Here is a 16,186-nt window from a genome sequence, read left to right as displayed (position 1 = left end):
TTAGATCCTCTTAAGTACATACAATTTCGCTTTCTTCGCACTTGGTTCATTCCCAAACGAGTCTATCAGAATAATGCTGCTGTCATTCTTCACCTTATAAAATATATTGTCACCACTTGACGGATGTTCAAGCATCAGAATACTGCCGTCAAGCACTTTGAAGATTCCGTTCAATACTTCGCAGCTATCCGAATCGTTTGCAGATTTCTGCTTCAAACGATAGGTGCCATCAGCATTTAACGTGAGTATTGTTTCAACATTAGGAGGCAATACACCGCAATATGTTCCTGCAATGGAATCCAAGTCAACACTGTTTTCTAAGTCTGCCGTATATTCTTCGACTTTAACAGGATCAATATCGGCATCATTTTGTTTCGTTTCACATAAGATATAAGATGCAACAAGTGAGATAACCAAAACTGCTATAATTATCAATTTCCTCTTCATAGCTACCATAAAAGAAAAAGAGTCCGCAATGTCAAGCAAGTGGCATCACGGACACGAGAGAGTTAATGAAAAGTCAGTATTCTGCTATGTTGCTGATGCATGGACAAGTTCTTGCACTATCAAACACGATACGGAGACCGTTCGTCTTTACTTTATCAAAGCGAAGAATGCGCTTGTGCCAGATGGTCGTTGTCTATTATTTCTGATTAATTTTCTTTTTAATTTCATTCGCCTCTTTAAATAGGCTATTAGCAATGCTATCTTTAATTGCTGCCATCTGTATCATTTCGTTATGGTAGCGAATTGAGTTCTCGTAAATATTTACACGAGTTCTCACTTTCTCAATAACTTCTTTATTTGGGCATACAGAAAAATTCTTTTCGATGTATCGAACATTGGGGTCGTCGGATGGAAGCACCATCTTCAAAGCCCGATACTTCAAATCTGCCTCCTCCCAATCTTGGCGCTCTCGCCATTGGGTGAGATTGCCCCAAATGGAGAGAACAAGAGATAGAGCCAAGCCACCAATGAAAAGAAGAACATACTTTGAAGTTGGCTCGAAGCGATGAGTCACAACTTTCTTCAGAGGTGTATTACCCATTGCGTGAAGTTTGTCCTGCACATTTTTTGATGTGGCATTCAGCTCTTGTTTCACCTGATTAATTGCATCAAACAAGAGTTTGCTTCGCTGTTCTCCGTTACTTGCTTCTTTCTTGGTAAGGTCGGTAAAGATGCAGATAGCCTCTCTTAATCTTGCCAATTTGTCAATAGACTCCCCTTCTTTTACAGCCATAGCAAGGATTGCTTTTTCAAGCTTGCTTATATTAACACTTACAGAGACTGGAGTGCTTTCCGCCTCTGTATTCTTTGGTGAGGCAGAAAGTTCATCGACTTTCTGCTCCAATCTCTCAACTGTGCCGTAGATGGCTTCCAATAGTTCTTCCTTCATATTTCTTTTGTTGTTTGAATGGTTTGTAACTTGCATCAAAGGCTAAAGCCTCTTCTGCGTTTCTTCTTTTTCTTCTTGACTGATTCATCCTCTGGGAAAGACTCAAAGGTCTGAGCGTTGGCAGGAGCAAAAAGTCCTATGGAAGAAATACCGTCCCAAGGGTCTTGACTGCTCTCCGATATGGATGGCTCCTGGTTGTTCTTGTTATTGCCTTGCTCGTATTGCTGAGCAGATTTGGCTCTTGCTGATAAAAGGTTCTCCGTTCCCTCTAATCTCGCATTCAGTTTGCCAAAGCTGCATTCTCTGCAAATCTGCGTACCCTTGAAACTATATCCGTCCTTGCAGAATCGGATGCCTTGTACCTTGGTTCTCTCCTTGTCCTTATAGACAAGCTCCAAGCGAACACCTCGTTTTGCAAGTTCGCTTCTGAGCTTTTCCCAACTATCTGCCATTTTCAATGCGTCCTTAACAGCATTGTGAATCTCATATTTGGCACGCTCAGCATTGCGTAACTTGCGAGTATTAGTATTGCTCTTGTCCGTTCCGTAGGTAAATCCATACTTGGATTTAAGAGCCTTGGTCACTTGCTCATTACACCTGTAATCATTCCTGTCTGATAAGAGTTTGCTCTCATTGTTGATGCGGTTATACACGATATGACAATGTGGATTGTCTGTGTTGTGATGCCTTACGATGATGAATTGGGTATCGGTGATGCCCATCATCTGCATGTATTCAAGGGCTATCTTAGCCATGAATTCATCCGTCAAACGTGGCTTGTCCCCGGGCTTGAAGCTCAAAGCTATGTGCCCTACAGGCTTCTTAATCATTGGATTTAGTTGCCTTTGTAGCTCGAAACTTTGCGTTATCTCGGCATTCGTGCCGAGTAACACACCATCCGAGGCGATGATTTTCGCCTCGTCCTTGCCTGTAACATAGCGGATGCAACCACCAAATGAGCTGCCTTTCTTTAGCTTGCCTATCATGGTGTATCCTCCTTTCTGCCCATACTGCTTGGCTTCGGTTTATAACTTGCTTGGCGATACTCGCCAAGGATTGCTTTCAATCTTCTCAACAAGTCCACCACATATACATGGGTTTCGTGGAAACCTCTCTGATGCGACAGCTTGGTAAGTTGGTTGAGATTGTTCGCCATGCCAATGAGATTCTTGGCGATGGCTATCGTCTCAGTGTTGTGTCCACTGACCACCTCGCCGTTCAAGGCGGACTCACGGATGTACTCCGCCAACTTGCGGTTGGCTTTTCTCGCCCTCAGCCTCAGTGCCTCGTAGCTTGGCTTCGAGAACTTCACCGTGACAGACTTCGACAGCTTGCGAACCCTGCCTGTGGGCGGTCTTCCGCCCTTTCTCTTGTCTTGTTCCTGTACGTTTGTCATTCGATACACTGTTTATAGTTGGTACACTCACTTTCTGCGACCGTCGGGAGCAAAAAATCTCCGCCCTCATGGTGGAGCGAGGCGTTTTGGGGTTCCCAAAACATAACCTCGCTCCCTCTCAGAACACGTTAGTTGGAACTACAGCCTTTCAGCTATCCACGTCCAAGGTCGCAGACCTTAATTCTCACAATTTGCGCCAAGCCTCGAAGTCCTCTTCATAAAGGCTTAGGTGGTGGCGCACGATGTTCTCGATGATGCCCGATACGCTCATGCGCCTTCCTCCGAGGATGCGGACGACACGGTCAAGACGGTCTCGTACATCGGAACTGACGAAGACTGGCTTGCGGTCGTCAATCCTTGGAACTTGGAGGAAGGTCTGCTGATACTCCTCCAATGTCGCCTTGCGCTGCTTGCCGCTGATGCGCTTCTGCGGATTCGGTGGCGATTGAGCCTCGTTCGTTGATGTTTCCTCACTATAGGGAGTTGTTGCAGCAACTTTCTCTACAATTGCTCTCAACTCTGGGTTCTCTACATCATCATAGAGAGAATTACAACTACTTGGATTGGCTTTGTTGCCATACGTAGATGGTTTAACAAAATCCAAATACTCTTTTTCCATCAGCTCCTTTTGCCCAGGAGTCAAGACTGCATCTTTTGTTTTTGCCATAACTTACATTGTTTAAATTGTTGGTATAGTGGTCACGGTTTGCACCATTGACCGATTGTCGGGTGCAAAGTAAGTGTACTGAGTGCAGCCATGCAACTGATTGGGTGTAACGTGGCAATTTAGTTGTGGCTTGCTTATTTGCATACCGAGATAGTTGTGAGAACTTCAACGTATTTCTCAACTCATCATTGTTCATGTATTCGTTGCAGTCGTGCAAGTTTTTCTTGTTGTTTTTGGCGTTGAAGTCGGCAAACCCCGGCAACATACTGCCACAGAAATTGGAAACGCTTGTTTTTAGATTGCCGTGCCTTATCTTTGCACTCACAAACGTGGAGCACAGCATATGCGTGGAGCTTTGCGACATATAACATAGTATTAACTTAGAAAAAAGAAAAGTATGGGATTCATCGTATTCGAGGAAGAGGCATTCAACTATCTTGATGCCCAGTTGGAGAACTTCGTGAAGCGCATGGACAGAATCCGTGAGCGCAGTGAGGACAAGACCATGAACAAGTGGCTCGACACGCAGGACGTGTGTCAGACGCTCAACATCTGCCCACGGACAGTGCAGACGCTTCGGGACAACGGAACTTTGGCTTATACGCAAATCAGCCACAAGACCTACTACAAGCCGGAGGACGTGATGGCTATCGTAGCAGTAGTGGAGGACAAGAAAAAGGACATGCGCTTTCGCAAGCGCACAGGTTAGGCTGTCAATATACAACAGCCACTTAATCCAAAGCAGCAAGTAAACCGAGTAACGTAAGTATCAACAATAAAACGAGACAACTATGAGCAATGAAGTAATGACAAGAAACAGCGAGTGGATGAACCACATCGTGAACCACCTCAACCGAATGGTTGACAATTTTGAACGTGCCGTGATGAACTACCGCCCCATGCTTGGCGGTGAGCGGTTCATGACGGACAAGGAGCTTTGTGCCAGGCTGCAACTGAGCCGAAGAACCCTGCAGGACTACCGAAACAACGGTGTCATCCCGTATATCCAGCTTGGCGGAAAGATACTCTACCGCGAGTCTGACATTCAGAAGATTCTGATGGCTAACTATCGTGAGGCGTACAGAATGAAAGGTGTGTAGGAGAATTCCTTGATGAGTGTGTGAAATGAACAAGGCGACAACGTATAACTTACCGAGTGTGGCTGTTATAGGTTGTCGCCTCGTTTTATTGGCTATACCGAGTTGGTCGTGTTTGCCGAGTGGTCTCCGTATGGTCTGTATAAAATCTAATACCATGCTAAAACACTGCGGTGGTTCGCCCAAGTGGCTGGAGGCGCAAAGCCTCCAAGGAACGTTGCTTTATATGGCTGTTCTATGCCATTGCGTTCTCTGTAAAGATACAGACCAGTTTAGTGCGGCTTGTCTGCTTGCCGATGACGGACTGCATGATGAACTCCCGAAAGGCTCTGCTCTCAATGCTGTCAATACGGAAGGCTACCGCAATGACGAGTTCAAGGCTATACACATCATAGCTGATGCGGTCGTTCTTCCTGACATGACGGCGTACACCCTGCTCTTTCAGAATGCCGTCCTTGAATACAGCCTTGACAGCCTTGCGCACATAGTAGCCGAATACATTATACATGTCGGCAATCTCCTGCATGGTCATCCATACAGTATCGGTCGGCATGGATACCGTTCCGCTCTCGCTGATAGTTATAACTCCTCTGTTCATTTCCCGTCCTCCTTATTTTTATTCTGGTCAGTTTCTTTTGTTTCTCTGCGCTGCATCAGCTTGTCCATGTCCTTGGATATCTTGTCATCGGTGATGACGGCATAGACCTGGGTGCTTCGCAGGTTGGAATGCCCCATCATCTTGGCGATGCTTTCCATTGATATGCCCGAAGTAACCATGTTTACTCCGAATGTATGTCTTGCAACGTGTGCGGTAAGGTTCTCATTTATACCCAAAGCCACACCGAGTGAATGAAATTCAAACCACATGGAATCACGTGAAGAAAGAGGGAAAACAGGTTTGCTATCATCCGCTGTATTGTATAGCGACATTATTTGTTCAGCTATCGGATGCAAGGGAATGAACGCTTCGTTGTTGGTCTTTGCTCTTTTCTCACGGATGTATTTTCTACCGTCTGCCGTCATCCCGATATGGTGTGGATACAGGTTACGTAAATCGACATAAGCCAAACCTGTAAGGCTGGAGAAAACAAACATTCTGCGTGCCAACTCCAAAGCCTTATCCTCCATAGGAGTCTCCATAATGAGCAGCAAGTCATTTCTGGATATATGTCTACGTTTTGGTGAGCCTTTCTTTTCATATCCGACATCTTCCAATGGATTGAATTTCAGCAGACCTCTGTCAACAGCGATATAAACCAAGCGTTGCAGCCAACAAAGATTATGGTTCGTATTGGATGCACTATATCCTTTGCCAATCAAGAACAACTTATAAGATTTGCCAAATTCCTCAGTCAAATCTTCAAATGCAATGTCATTCATTCCTCGTAACCCGATGAACTCTCGCAAGTTGAGCTGCGATGTCTTAGATTGGCGATAAGAAGATGTTGAGTTAATACGGATGGAGCGCAGCCTAAGGCGTTCACGCTCCTCCTCGCCAGTGGCAAGCAATGTCATCGGGATAGTATTTGCATCAACAATAACATTCTTCAGAATCTCGGCGGTAACGATGCCCTTTTCCTTTGTTGCCTGCTCGTAGGCTTCGTCAATTCTTTGTCTGAACGCTTGCAGTTGTCCGTTCACTCTTGCATTCCTGGCTTCACCTTTTTTCGTGTCCCATTCTTCGGGAGCACAGTAAAGACCTGTTGCTATGGCTGACACTTTGCCGTCAATCGTGATACGGCAAAATATAGATGTGGTTCCGTCTGCCTTTACTCTGCCACGGTTGATATAATAAAACTGCTTGTATGTACTTCTCATTGTTATGTTCCTTTCTTATTTTGTGATAATATTACAGGACAAACTTGAAGTCCCTGTTGGCTTCGATGAACTTGTCCATATCCTCAAATAGCTTTTTCGGAGTGACACGTGCATAGATTTGCGTGGTCTGAATGTTGTTGTGACCAAGCATTCTGCTGATAGTCTCTATCGGAACACCTTCTTCGAGCGTAACGAGCGATGCGAAACTGTGCCGTCCAACATGATAGACCAAATCCATACTTATGCCAGATAGTACTCGGAGACTTTTCATGTTACCTCTCAGCACTCGAAATTCCTGTGGCGGTAAAAGAGTAGGTCTTGTCGGGTCTTTGTATTTCTCCAACATGGCAAGCGCCTCTGGCAGTAACTTCACACGTGCAAGCATCTTGTTCTTCTTTCTGTGGTATTTCAGCCAAAGGCTACCCTCCTCATCACGAAAGAGGTTTTCTTCCGTGATAGAAACAGTATCGGCATAAGCCGTGCCTGTATAGCAAGCGAAAAGAAAAAGGTCACGGGTCAAAGCCAACGATTTTCTTCGCTCTGGTATTTCGAGGTCACGAATTTTCAGGAAGTCCTCACGTGTCAATGCCTTTGGTGGATTCTCTTTCTTTTGAGGTAGCTTGAAGTGCATGAAATGATAACGCTCGGAGTGTCCTACCTTGAAAGCTATTCGGCAGGTCTTCTTCAAGATGGCGAGATAGTGGCGGACAGTATCAAGTGCAAGACCTCTCTCGTCCAAGCAAAAGTCCATGTACTCACGGATAAACTGCTCGTCAAGCTCACCGAATGCCACATCGTCAGTTCCATAACGCTTCTTGACGAACAATCCCAATGTCAGGCGAGTGTACTGGTAGTTTGGCAGCGTGCCTTTCTTGTAGTCGATGCCGATTCTTGACTCAATGTCCGCAATGATGGCGTCAAGCTGCTTCAACAAGGTCATCTGAGTGTCTGCACTGCATTGAAACAGATCCTTTATCGCCTTTGCGTCAAAATCCGTCTTGCGCTCCACAAGTGACTCGTAGGCTGAGTTTATTGCCAGCAACAGCTTGTCAATCTTGGCGTTCACTTCCACAGCCTCCTTGCTCTTGCCGTCAAGTCTGCTCTCACGTGGATTCCATAACTTTGGCGTACATGACAACTTGCAACCGAACTGCGCCATTGTTCGGTTAAGGGTGATGCGTCCCATGATGGGAGCCTTACCGTTCTTGTCCAATCCGCTCTTTTTAAGGTAGAGCAGCACCTTGAATTTTTCAACTTTCATCTGCTTACTTTTTTAGTTTGCAAAAATAATCAATCAGTAAGCATTCTCCGTCATTGAAAGTTGTGCAGAACAGTGCAACAAACACTGGTGACAAACTATTTGTTTTTCACCTCGTTAGCAGTGTTGGTTTCGGTAACTGACCGCTAACGGTTTGGTAACTGAAATAACTCAATATCCTGCTCGGCTTTGCTTTGCAGCCAATTGGCAGAATTATGAAATATTGCTCATTCTCAACCACTTGCAGTTCATTCCTCTCATATTCACTTTCCGTTGCTTTTGCTTAAATTGTGCATTGCTTCCGGCACTCGTATGCAACAATCCAAATCGCCTTAGGCACAGACATTTACACGGTTTCGAAGATGCTTACCCATAAGAATGTAAGCACAACACAGATATATGCCGACCTCGTGAACGCAAAGAAAAGAGAGACAGCAAATAAGATTTCTCTTAAATAAATCCATTGCATTCATTTCATGGTGCCCGATATTGAAAAAATGTTCAATATCGGGCTTTTTAGTTAAAGGCTCCTAAAAGTTTTACGTGAGTCACGCGTGACTCACGTGTCTGTTTCTGCAGTTTTTCCTATTTTTGCACCACAAATGATTAATAATACGCAATATGAAACAGTTTAAAAAAGAATTTTTGACACAGCATTTATTGGTTTTGTGTGCAATGTCTATCATTGGTGCACTTGTTCGCAACGAAGCTATGCAATATGGTGTAGACACCTTTAGCTGCAACTTGACGTTCGTTATCTCAACCACCATACTGATGGTTGTTTATCTCCATGCATTAGATAGTATCGTACGATTGCTTGCCCCATGGTTTAAGCATATCTTTTGTAATACAGTAAACAATACAGAAAGAAAGCGTCTGTCTTCTATTGTCATCAATGAAACAAATACATATGACGAGGGAGAAGAGCTAAATCTGGAAGATGTAACTTTCGTCTATGCAGATGAAGCCTCTTCTTGTATTACAAGCTATGAACAGTTGAGACAGGAAGCATTGGAAGACAAAGCCAAGAAGGAAAAGGTCTTGTTAAACTCAGCTATCGATTATACCAGAAGAACTTTTGCTGCCTACATGAAAGAGGAGCATTTGAACCAACTTTGTGACAACATCGCTATTTTCCAGTGTTGTGCCTCTACACACATGAGACATCATTCATTGTTGATAAGGCTATTCGTACTATAGACTTAATGCATTATGCTTGGAATATAGGAAATCTCTTCAAAAAGAAAGGCATTGATACAGCAACCTTTATAAAACAAGTTTTTGCTGATGCGCTGGTTGATGTGGAAATATCCACTATTATAAGGAAGTTAAGAATGGAAGGTACCTGCATCATTGAATTACTACCAAGCTTAGATGTTCAAGGCGGAATCAAGACTAATTATTGTTGCTGATAAGCATTGAGCGGTTATTCAGAGGTTATATCTCAGTGATATTTATCCCCATTACATAACTCATTTACTTTGTACCCGAATAATAAAAAATGAACAGATATGATAAATGAAAGTATCACCTTTGATAAGTTACCACAAGCGGTTTCTTATTTAACAGAACAAGTTATCGAGTTGAAGCAAATGGTATCAGCACTTCAACCTACATCATCAGCAAATAACCATATATTGGTTGAGATTGATGAGGCTGCTATTATTATAATGAAGTCGAAGCCAACCATTTATCGATTGGTTAACCAAGGCATTCTGCCATCCTATAAAAAAGGTAAGAAGCTATACTTCTATAAGGATGAGCTGCTTGCATGGATTGAGAATGGTCGAAAAGCTACCAAGGAGCAGAACCATTCTGAAATGCTAAAAGCCATGCAAGGAGGAATGAAGCGCAAACCCAAGTCAATGTATAATTTTTAACTCTATGCCAAATGACAGCTTTAAATAACAATAAGGAAACTTCCATCAATCCAATGATTATCATGGATAAGGCTATTGATATGAGTACTCGCCTATCAGGTAGCCAGTTTCCCGTAAGCATCTTTCCTGCCTAGATTCAGAGAATCATCAAGGAGGTACACGAATGCCACAGTTTTCCTACCGACTATATATCAGCAGCCATACTCACTGCATTGGCTGTTGGTATCGGCAACACGCACTTGGCACAGATGAAACAAGGTTGGCTTGAAAGTCCTATCTTATACATGGCTCTTATCGGAAGACCAGGAGCCAACAAGAGCCACCCACTTAGCTTCGCTATGAAGCCATTCCTCGATTACGACTATGAGCAAAACAAGTTGTTCGAGGAGCAATACTATAAGTTTGAGGAAAAGATGTGCATGTCTCGCAAGGAACGCATTGAAAATGGAGAGGATGGATTTCCGCAAGAACCTGTACGCAAACGTTTCTTGGTCTCTGATGTCACACCAGAAGGCTTGAGCTATATTCATGCGCAGAACAAGAGGGGTTTATGCCTATGGACAGACGAGTTGTCTGCATGGTTCAAGAACTTCAACCGCTATAACAATGGTTCAGAGGAACAGTTCTGGCTATCTGTCTTTAGCGCCAAGACAACCATATCTAACAGAAGAAGTTCCAAGAGTTCCATCTTCATTAAACGCCCCTATATCTCCGTAATCGGAACCATCCAAAAGAAGATACTTAGTGAGTTGGCGAAAGGCGAACGCTCCAGCAACGGCTTCATCGATCGCATTTTGTTCGTCATGCCTAACCTTCAGCAGAAAGCGAGATGGAGTGACCGAGAGTTGCCCGAGAATATAGAGCGAGATTGGCAAGCCATCATTCAACACCTTATTGATATGGAGTGTCCAATAAATGAGCAACAGGAAATCGAGCCTCATGTCTTATCATTCACAGAAGAAGCTAAGGCAAGGCTCTATGAATGGCAGCATCACTTCTCCGAGCAATGCGACAATGAAACAAATGATACCATTGTCAGCATCTATTGCAAGTTGGAGATATACATCATCCGTTTCTGTCTGATTATTCAATTGGCACGATGGACGTGTGGAGAATGTGATAAGGAAGCCATCGACCTGCTGAGTGTAGAGCGAGCCATCCGATTGACAGATTATTTCAAGAACTCTGCCATATCAGTACAAAATATCCTCAACGAGAATATGCTCACCACTCAACAACAAGCAATCGTCAACCATCTTCCTGCAACATTCACCACGGCCCAAGCTCATGATGTCGCCAAAGAGAACGACATGAAGTCAAGGACATTGGAAAGATTTCTGAATGATAACATCGGAGTCCTATTTCGCAAAGAGAAGCATGGAGAATATTCAAAGATTAACTCGTGACGGTATTGTCGGTTTTGTCGCTTTTGACGGTTTTAATACCAAAAGCGACAAAACCGACAGAACCGCCACATAAAAAAAAGAAATGAAATGAGTACACATAGATTCATATTAGAGCCATACAAAGGCATCGCTACCCGACATACATGTCCTGAATGTCATAAGAAACGTAGCTTCGCCCGATATATTGACACAGAAGGGAAGATTGAGTTTCCTCCTTACGTGGGTCGTTGCAACCATGAGCAAAGTTGTGGTTATCACTTCACTCCCAAGGATTTTTTTGAGAAGAATCCCGAGAAGAATGAGACATTCACAAAGGATGAGACTATTTCATATAAGAAGAGAGAAATGCCGAAGCCATTACCCACTTCTTATATAGACGAGAACATCATTCGAAGTTCTCTGAAATGTTATGAGGCAAACAACCTTTTCTTGTTTCTATCTTCTCAATTCGGTGAAACAGCTACTCTTTCTTTGATGGAGAAATATCATGTCGGAACTTCCAAACACTGGACTGGTGCCACGGTATTTTGGCAAGTTGACAATCAAGGTAAGGTGAGAACTGGTAAGGTAATGCTCTATTATCCCGAGACAGGTAAGCGAGTAAAAGAACCATACAACCATATTTCATGGGTACACTCGCTTATCCCCCACAAGGATTTCAATCTCTGTCAATGTTTCTTTGGTGAGCATCTTATCAATGCAGCCAAGACCAAGCCCATAGCATTGGTTGAAAGTGAGAAGACAGCCTTGATAGCCTCCTACTATCTTCCTCAATTCTTATGGATAGCAAGTGGTGGTAAGAATGGTTGCTTTAACACGAAGTCGTTATCTGTTCTGAAAAACAGAGATGTGATCTTATTCCCTGATTTGGGAGCGACAACAGTTTGGCAAGACAAGCTGCCAATGATGCAAGTTCTCGGCATCCGTGCAACGCTTTTCGACTTTTTAGAGCATCAAGCCTGCGAAGAAGATAAAGCTAAAGGCTTGGACATTGCTGATTATTTGCTCAAAATCAAGCCTGCAGAAGCAAGACTTCAAGCCCTCATCAAACAGAATCCTGCCATTCGGAAGTTGATAGATGTCTTCAAACTCGAAATTGTTGACGAGCCTCAACCACGTTTCCGCACTCCTAAAAGGCAACGTGGTTTCAGACTCTGAGATGATTTGAAAAATCGAGGTATCTGACGATAGCAAGTTATGTTTTGAGTTACTCAAAACCTTTCGAGTTACTCTCGAAAGCACTTGCCTATCGGTAGATACCTCTCCAAAGTCGAGTATCTGAATCAACCTATCGGTAAGCAGAGAATTGCATATATGATGACTTACTGTCGTATAGATTCATTGATTTACTGTCGTATATATATGCATATCATATGATAAAACGTTTTACATGGAATGAGTAGAAAAAGCCAATTTTTTCTTTCTACTATATATGTCATCGATTAATGATTCCTATTCTTGCGACAACTCCCAAGGCATACACCTACTATATGAAGATAAAGGCATTTTTCTTTACAATAGTTTCATAAACAACAATGCCACTTCACACACCTTTTAGTGCGCAAAGTGGCATTAATTATAAGACGTTGAACGAGCAGTAACCCGTTGTATCTCTGTAGCCTTCTGTTGTCTCTATTCTCATTTTCTTCCCAATGCGATATGTCCCTTTCGTATATTTCTGACGTACATTGCCCAGATCAATTTGAAATTTTCTGGCAGTGTTTGGTCGGATGCCAAGACCTATCTCTATAAAGGCAGCATTCTTCAATGGAATCTTTTCCCAACCTTTATTTTCCTTCTCGATAAAGTACTCATAACCAACGATACAAGTCCATGGTGAATTGTTGGTTATAGTCAACGTAACAACTTGAGGTTTATTCGTAAAATGCGTCTGCGAGAGTTCCAAGCCAAGGTTTCCTTGTACAGAGTTGGCCTCTTTTGCTGTTTTGGTCTCTTGCTCGGATTTATTCTCTTGCACATTACTAGTTAAAGCACTTGCTTCCGTTACTTGACTATTACTTTTATCCCCAACAGAGCAAGAAAGAAACAATAAACATGCAATCATGCATCCTAGCAAAAAAATAAAATTAATTTTCATACTCATTATTTTTTATGTTAGACAAAAATGAAAATTACAAAGGTCACTATCACTAACCTATTTTGTTTTGGCTTTATTATTAACAGTTTCTTCATAAACAATCATCTATTAAAATCCTGACTACTACTATTGCTTCCACTTCCAAAAGAACCAAAACCATTCCCACTTGAAGAAGAACGTGTATTTGAATTGCCTTTTTTATTGGACAGTAGTGAATTATGATAAATCGAGTTACTTCATTAAAATTGATTTATTATTGCTGCCATAGCCGATAATCTTGACATCTACTTTTGAATGGATTAAAGTTGGTGAACCTTGTATCTTGTATTGGAAGTAGATTGTATCTATTTTCTCTGTTGTGGCTATTTTAAGAGTTTTAACTTCGTCGAATATATCCAATGTTATCTTTTTGAATTTTTTATTGTCGCAAGCAACCACTTTTTTTTTAACAATATATCCTCGTTGGTCTGTCGTGTATTCAACAGCAACGTATGCTTCCAAATTATTTTTTTGAAACTCAATAGGATATTTACACTTTTTTTCCAATTCGTTTATGAACAACTCTCTATTTCTATAGCCAGGATTACCTGAGCTTACTTGGCGTACACCAAATAGTTGCGGAGATGTTCCCACAAGAGACACATTAGTATTGGAGTTGCATGAACCAAATACTACCAAAACTGTCAATAATATAATACCCACTAATTCCTTCATCTTTATTCTATATGATTTTATCCATGACTCCACTTTAAAAGTGGATTAAATTTGAATTAAACATATGCCTTGGAAAGCCTTTATGCAATCCTCGGCGTTAACTAACTCTGACAACCAGTTGGCGAACGAGTTGTTTATGCAACGTGAAAATGCCTCCTGTAGCCCAAATATAGCCCCAAAGTGGGGCGATTCGCTCTTTGAACTATTTTGTTGCCATCTTGGAGAAACCAAAACACTTTTTGCCTAAGTCCTTAATGGATGCACCTATGTGATATACACAGTTCGCTGCTCTCCTTTTTTTCTATTTTATCTGTCATATTTATATTCATTTTTCCAAAATCACAAATTGTAACTTTGAACATTACCATATTTAACAGCATTCAAAGGTAGTGCTTTTAGCCTTTAAGCCACTATTGCACAACCCCTTTTTGAAAAGAACGTAAAATCAATAGTATTATTGCGGTGATTGCATTTTTAGTAATCGCTTAACTCGTTGCACCATACTCACGCCCCTTCCACTTAACTTTTGCCACATCCCGAATGGAATACCCCTTGCGGAGCAAACTAATAACTTCCCTATATTCGGCTTTCATCTGTTCTGCCGTTTTTACAGAGCCTACCTTGCCTACTGCCACCATTCAAAAGTGTAGAACAAAGTAAGCTCCGTCATGCCTGTCTCTCCAAGAAGAATTGTTCATTCTACTAATCGCCCAACATCATACACTTTGGGGTAATATCGGTGTAATCGAAAGTTAAATACGTTAAATTATTACCTTTTCGTATCTAAACAGAATCCACACAGTCACTTTTCTACCGTTTAGGACGTATAGTATTGATAATCAACTGATAGCAGATTTTGTCATCGCATTTATTACATCTTATATATTCTGCGGCATAGGAGAAATGATGTAGATTCAATTATAATAGAAGAACTTGCCCATTATTGTTTTTCCAGCCATTTTTTAACACACCTTATAGCTCTGATTTGTTCGCTTTCGCTAAACTTAGAATCGTCTTTCGTTTCATTTCCTTCCAGAACAGCTTCATAAAGAACAAGAAAATAAAAATCGGAAGGGTTTATCATTCGTTCCATAATTAATGGAAGTATTTGTTTTCCCATTGATTTGAGAGGAATGAACTCAGGCAATTTTGCATATGAATGTATGCTTGCACTGTATAGTGTCTTAGGATTATGGTCTATTGCAAAATTCCATTTATCCACTAAAACTGCAAAACGATTTCTTATGCTATCTGGTACTTGTGAAGCCAATTCTTTTATTTTCTCTTTCTCTGTATTTGTTAGAAAATCCCTTGTTGATAGGCTGTCTTGTTTGTTGTCAGCATTGGAATTCCAAATGTTCTCTGGTTCATGTACAGTTTGCAATGGAACTTTAACAATAGAGTCAGAAGCCACTTTCTCATAGTCATTTGCAGAATGATCTGTTTGCTCCTTAAAACTTAAAAAGAAAAAATTTCTTCCCCAACCATTACCAAATATAACATCTAATGGTTCCCCTGTATCTTTCCATATTCTGACTCTTGCTGCAAATCCAAAATCAAATTTAACGGCAGTACTATCATATGTAAAAGTTACAGTATAGTACTTTCTTCCTATCAGTTTTTTAATTTCAGGAAAGCTGTCCCCATAATCCTCCTTTTGGAAAACTTGAACATCCGATACGTTAGCCTCTTTAAAAAATGGAACATACGCAGGACCAAAGGTCAAAGCCACGTTTCTTGCGCTATTTACAAGAGTACTATTGTCTAAGACCTCTGGTCGCTTGCATGAACTCAAGAATAGTGTACATAATACCGCTATTCCCCAAACTACAATCATTATAGATGGTATTTTTTTCATAATTCGTAATTTTTAATATTTATATTCTTGAAATATTGCGTATTGATTACTCTCTATTGATCCTTTCCAGCAATTCGTCTGGTGTAAGTATCTCCATCTTAGAGAAACCAAACCACTTTTTGCCCAAGTCCTTTATGGATGCACCTATGTGATATACATCATCGTCTATACAAAGGAAGCGGTCATGTGATAAACGGAATGTTTCAACATCAATCGGTGCATATTGAGCATTATGACGGTCTATGTCGAGTTGGAACTGACGGCTTATCTGCTGAGTGTAGATGATTGCAGACACGTTATTATCTCTTTTATTGAGCAATGTCTGTACAGTCTCGTCAACATAGTTGTCGATAAGGACACTACGTTTCTTCGCACTCTTAATCAAGTCGGACACGAAAGTATAGGCATCATAAACTTGCCCATTGTAGAACACACTACTGGTAATTAGCGAAACCGCCGAACAGCAGAAAGTGATCGGCGCATGGCTCTGTGATTATGCGGAACACCAACAACAATTTGATGAAATAAAACATCGCCACACACTCAATGAGGTTGGCGATGTTACAGAAAGTCGGTATGATTAGAAGATTGATAGGGG

Annotated in this window: 16 protein-coding genes and 4 pseudogenes; 7 read left to right on the top strand and 13 right to left on the bottom strand. The window is 41.7% G+C overall.

Translation table 11 applies throughout. The features are described from left to right. The 5 genes from KUA49_RS08715 to KUA49_RS08695 all read right to left on the bottom strand — a co-directional run bounded on the left by KUA49_RS08715 (nucleotide 1) and on the right by KUA49_RS08695 (nucleotide 3,459). Nucleotides 1–447 (bottom strand): copper resistance protein NlpE N-terminal domain-containing protein, encoded by a 447-nt coding sequence (locus tag KUA49_RS08715; protein WP_256624918.1) that lies wholly within the window; start codon nucleotides 445–447, stop codon nucleotides 1–3. A gap of 196 nt (nucleotides 448–643) precedes the next feature. After that, nucleotides 644–1,396 carry a hypothetical protein gene (locus KUA49_RS08710; protein ID WP_218413426.1) on the bottom strand — a complete coding sequence of 251 codons (753 nt, stop codon included), beginning with the start codon at nucleotides 1,394–1,396 and terminating at the stop codon, nucleotides 644–646. Between the two features lie 35 nt (nucleotides 1,397–1,431). Next, complete coding sequence (locus KUA49_RS08705) at nucleotides 1,432–2,382, bottom strand: relaxase/mobilization nuclease domain-containing protein (RefSeq protein ID WP_218413425.1); 951 nt, start codon at nucleotides 2,380–2,382, stop codon at nucleotides 1,432–1,434. After that, on the bottom strand, nucleotides 2,379–2,792 hold the full coding sequence (locus tag KUA49_RS08700; protein WP_318331594.1) for a plasmid mobilization protein: 414 nt from the start codon (nucleotides 2,790–2,792) through the stop codon (nucleotides 2,379–2,381). The genes KUA49_RS08705 and KUA49_RS08700 overlap by 4 nt, the downstream gene beginning before the upstream one ends. A gap of 184 nt (nucleotides 2,793–2,976) precedes the next feature. Continuing rightward, nucleotides 2,977–3,459, bottom strand: a complete 483-nt coding sequence (locus KUA49_RS08695) for a DUF3408 domain-containing protein (protein ID WP_318331593.1) — start codon at nucleotides 3,457–3,459, stop codon at nucleotides 2,977–2,979. 397 nt (nucleotides 3,460–3,856) lie between these two features. Between KUA49_RS08695 and KUA49_RS08690 the strand changes: the two genes are divergently transcribed. Next, nucleotides 3,857–4,168 carry a helix-turn-helix domain-containing protein gene (locus KUA49_RS08690; protein ID WP_008656559.1) on the top strand — a complete coding sequence of 104 codons (312 nt, stop codon included), beginning with the start codon at nucleotides 3,857–3,859 and terminating at the stop codon, nucleotides 4,166–4,168. 82 nt (nucleotides 4,169–4,250) lie between these two features. Further along, complete coding sequence (locus KUA49_RS08685; protein ID WP_008628594.1) at nucleotides 4,251–4,559, top strand: helix-turn-helix domain-containing protein; 309 nt, start codon at nucleotides 4,251–4,253, stop codon at nucleotides 4,557–4,559. 232 nt (nucleotides 4,560–4,791) lie between these two features. On the opposite strand, the gene KUA49_RS08680 is transcribed toward KUA49_RS08685, so the two are convergent. Genes KUA49_RS08680 through KUA49_RS08670 form a run of 3 tightly spaced genes read right to left on the bottom strand, consistent with a single transcriptional unit; the run spans nucleotide 4,792 to nucleotide 7,635 of the window. Next, nucleotides 4,792–5,154: a hypothetical protein gene (locus KUA49_RS08680; RefSeq protein WP_118355074.1), complete on the bottom strand. Its 363-nt coding sequence runs from the start codon at nucleotides 5,152–5,154 to the stop codon at nucleotides 4,792–4,794. After that, nucleotides 5,151–6,374, bottom strand: coding sequence for a site-specific integrase (locus tag KUA49_RS08675; protein ID WP_318331592.1), 1,224 nt, complete (start codon nucleotides 6,372–6,374; stop codon nucleotides 5,151–5,153). Before KUA49_RS08675 ends, KUA49_RS08680 begins: the two co-directional genes overlap by 4 nt. Nucleotides 6,375–6,405: 31 nt before the next feature. Continuing rightward, a complete protein-coding gene (locus KUA49_RS08670) occupies nucleotides 6,406–7,635 on the bottom strand; it encodes a tyrosine-type recombinase/integrase (protein ID WP_318331591.1) in 1,230 nt (409 codons plus the stop codon). 290 nt (nucleotides 7,636–7,925) lie between these two features. Here KUA49_RS08670 and KUA49_RS08665 point away from each other — a divergent pair. From KUA49_RS08665 to KUA49_RS08645, 5 genes and pseudogenes are all read left to right on the top strand, one after another. Next, nucleotides 7,926–8,090, top strand: a pseudogene (locus tag KUA49_RS08665) (tyrosine-type recombinase/integrase); the annotation flags it as partial. A 163-nt stretch (nucleotides 8,091–8,253) separates the two neighbouring features. Further along, nucleotides 8,254–8,832, top strand: coding sequence for a hypothetical protein (locus KUA49_RS08660; protein ID WP_318331590.1), 579 nt, complete (start codon nucleotides 8,254–8,256; stop codon nucleotides 8,830–8,832). A gap of 311 nt (nucleotides 8,833–9,143) precedes the next feature. Then, entirely contained in the window at nucleotides 9,144–9,512 is a 369-nt protein-coding gene (locus KUA49_RS08655; protein WP_089542644.1) for a helix-turn-helix domain-containing protein, read from the top strand. Nucleotides 9,513–9,523: 11 nt separating this feature from the next. Then, nucleotides 9,524–10,918 (top strand): annotated as a pseudogene (locus KUA49_RS08650) (YfjI family protein). 87 nt (nucleotides 10,919–11,005) lie between these two features. After that, on the top strand, nucleotides 11,006–12,076 hold the full coding sequence (locus tag KUA49_RS08645) for a DUF6371 domain-containing protein (protein WP_318331589.1): 1,071 nt from the start codon (nucleotides 11,006–11,008) through the stop codon (nucleotides 12,074–12,076). Nucleotides 12,077–12,494: 418 nt separating this feature from the next. Here the strand turns inward: KUA49_RS08645 and KUA49_RS08640 are convergent, their stop codons facing one another. The 5 genes and pseudogenes from KUA49_RS08640 to KUA49_RS08620 form a co-directional block, all read right to left on the bottom strand. Beyond that, complete coding sequence (locus KUA49_RS08640) at nucleotides 12,495–13,016, bottom strand: immunoglobulin-like domain-containing protein (protein WP_218413246.1); 522 nt, start codon at nucleotides 13,014–13,016, stop codon at nucleotides 12,495–12,497. Nucleotides 13,017–13,247: 231 nt separating this feature from the next. After that, nucleotides 13,248–13,730 (bottom strand): energy transducer TonB, encoded by a 483-nt coding sequence (locus KUA49_RS08635; RefSeq protein ID WP_194252904.1) that lies wholly within the window; start codon nucleotides 13,728–13,730, stop codon nucleotides 13,248–13,250. A 454-nt stretch (nucleotides 13,731–14,184) separates the two neighbouring features. Further along, nucleotides 14,185–14,353: pseudogene (locus tag KUA49_RS08630) on the bottom strand (DNA resolvase); the annotation flags it as partial. 317 nt (nucleotides 14,354–14,670) lie between these two features. Further along, a complete protein-coding gene (locus KUA49_RS08625) occupies nucleotides 14,671–15,588 on the bottom strand; it encodes a hypothetical protein (RefSeq protein WP_218413247.1) in 918 nt (305 codons plus the stop codon). 46 nt (nucleotides 15,589–15,634) lie between these two features. Then, nucleotides 15,635–16,021: pseudogene (locus KUA49_RS08620) on the bottom strand (ORF6N domain-containing protein); the annotation flags it as partial. Between the last annotated feature and the right edge of the window lie 165 nt (nucleotides 16,022–16,186).

The sequence above is a fragment of the Segatella copri genome, from assembly GCF_019249655.2.
Taxonomy (GTDB): Bacteria; Bacteroidota; Bacteroidia; order Bacteroidales; family Bacteroidaceae; genus Prevotella.
The sequence above is the reverse complement of the archived record's forward strand: the minus strand, read 5'-3'. Positions and strand labels throughout refer to the sequence as shown.

What these genes read in the sequence shown, in the direction of transcription:
- KUA49_RS08715 (WP_256624918.1), bottom strand. Translation starts at nt 447, where the DNA reads ATGAAGAGGAAATTGATAATTATAGCAGTTTTGGTTATCTCACTTGTT.
- KUA49_RS08710 (WP_218413426.1), bottom strand. Translation starts at nt 1,396, where the DNA reads ATGAAGGAAGAACTATTGGAAGCCATCTACGGCACAGTTGAGAGATTG.
- KUA49_RS08705 (WP_218413425.1), bottom strand. Translation starts at nt 2,382, where the DNA reads ATGATAGGCAAGCTAAAGAAAGGCAGCTCATTTGGTGGTTGCATCCGC.
- KUA49_RS08700 (WP_318331594.1), bottom strand. Translation starts at nt 2,792, where the DNA reads ATGACAAACGTACAGGAACAAGACAAGAGAAAGGGCGGAAGACCGCCC.
- KUA49_RS08695 (WP_318331593.1), bottom strand. Translation starts at nt 3,459, where the DNA reads ATGGCAAAAACAAAAGATGCAGTCTTGACTCCTGGGCAAAAGGAGCTG.
- KUA49_RS08690 (WP_008656559.1), top strand. Translation starts at nt 3,857, where the DNA reads ATGGGATTCATCGTATTCGAGGAAGAGGCATTCAACTATCTTGATGCC.
- KUA49_RS08685 (WP_008628594.1), top strand. Translation starts at nt 4,251, where the DNA reads ATGAGCAATGAAGTAATGACAAGAAACAGCGAGTGGATGAACCACATC.
- KUA49_RS08680 (WP_118355074.1), bottom strand. Translation starts at nt 5,154, where the DNA reads ATGAACAGAGGAGTTATAACTATCAGCGAGAGCGGAACGGTATCCATG.
- KUA49_RS08675 (WP_318331592.1), bottom strand. Translation starts at nt 6,374, where the DNA reads ATGAGAAGTACATACAAGCAGTTTTATTATATCAACCGTGGCAGAGTA.
- KUA49_RS08670 (WP_318331591.1), bottom strand. Translation starts at nt 7,635, where the DNA reads ATGAAAGTTGAAAAATTCAAGGTGCTGCTCTACCTTAAAAAGAGCGGA.
- KUA49_RS08660 (WP_318331590.1), top strand. Translation starts at nt 8,254, where the DNA reads ATGAAACAGTTTAAAAAAGAATTTTTGACACAGCATTTATTGGTTTTG.
- KUA49_RS08655 (WP_089542644.1), top strand. Translation starts at nt 9,144, where the DNA reads ATGATAAATGAAAGTATCACCTTTGATAAGTTACCACAAGCGGTTTCT.
- KUA49_RS08645 (WP_318331589.1), top strand. Translation starts at nt 11,006, where the DNA reads ATGAGTACACATAGATTCATATTAGAGCCATACAAAGGCATCGCTACC.
- KUA49_RS08640 (WP_218413246.1), bottom strand. Translation starts at nt 13,016, where the DNA reads ATGAAAATTAATTTTATTTTTTTGCTAGGATGCATGATTGCATGTTTA.
- KUA49_RS08635 (WP_194252904.1), bottom strand. Translation starts at nt 13,730, where the DNA reads ATGAAGGAATTAGTGGGTATTATATTATTGACAGTTTTGGTAGTATTT.
- KUA49_RS08625 (WP_218413247.1), bottom strand. Translation starts at nt 15,588, where the DNA reads ATGAAAAAAATACCATCTATAATGATTGTAGTTTGGGGAATAGCGGTA.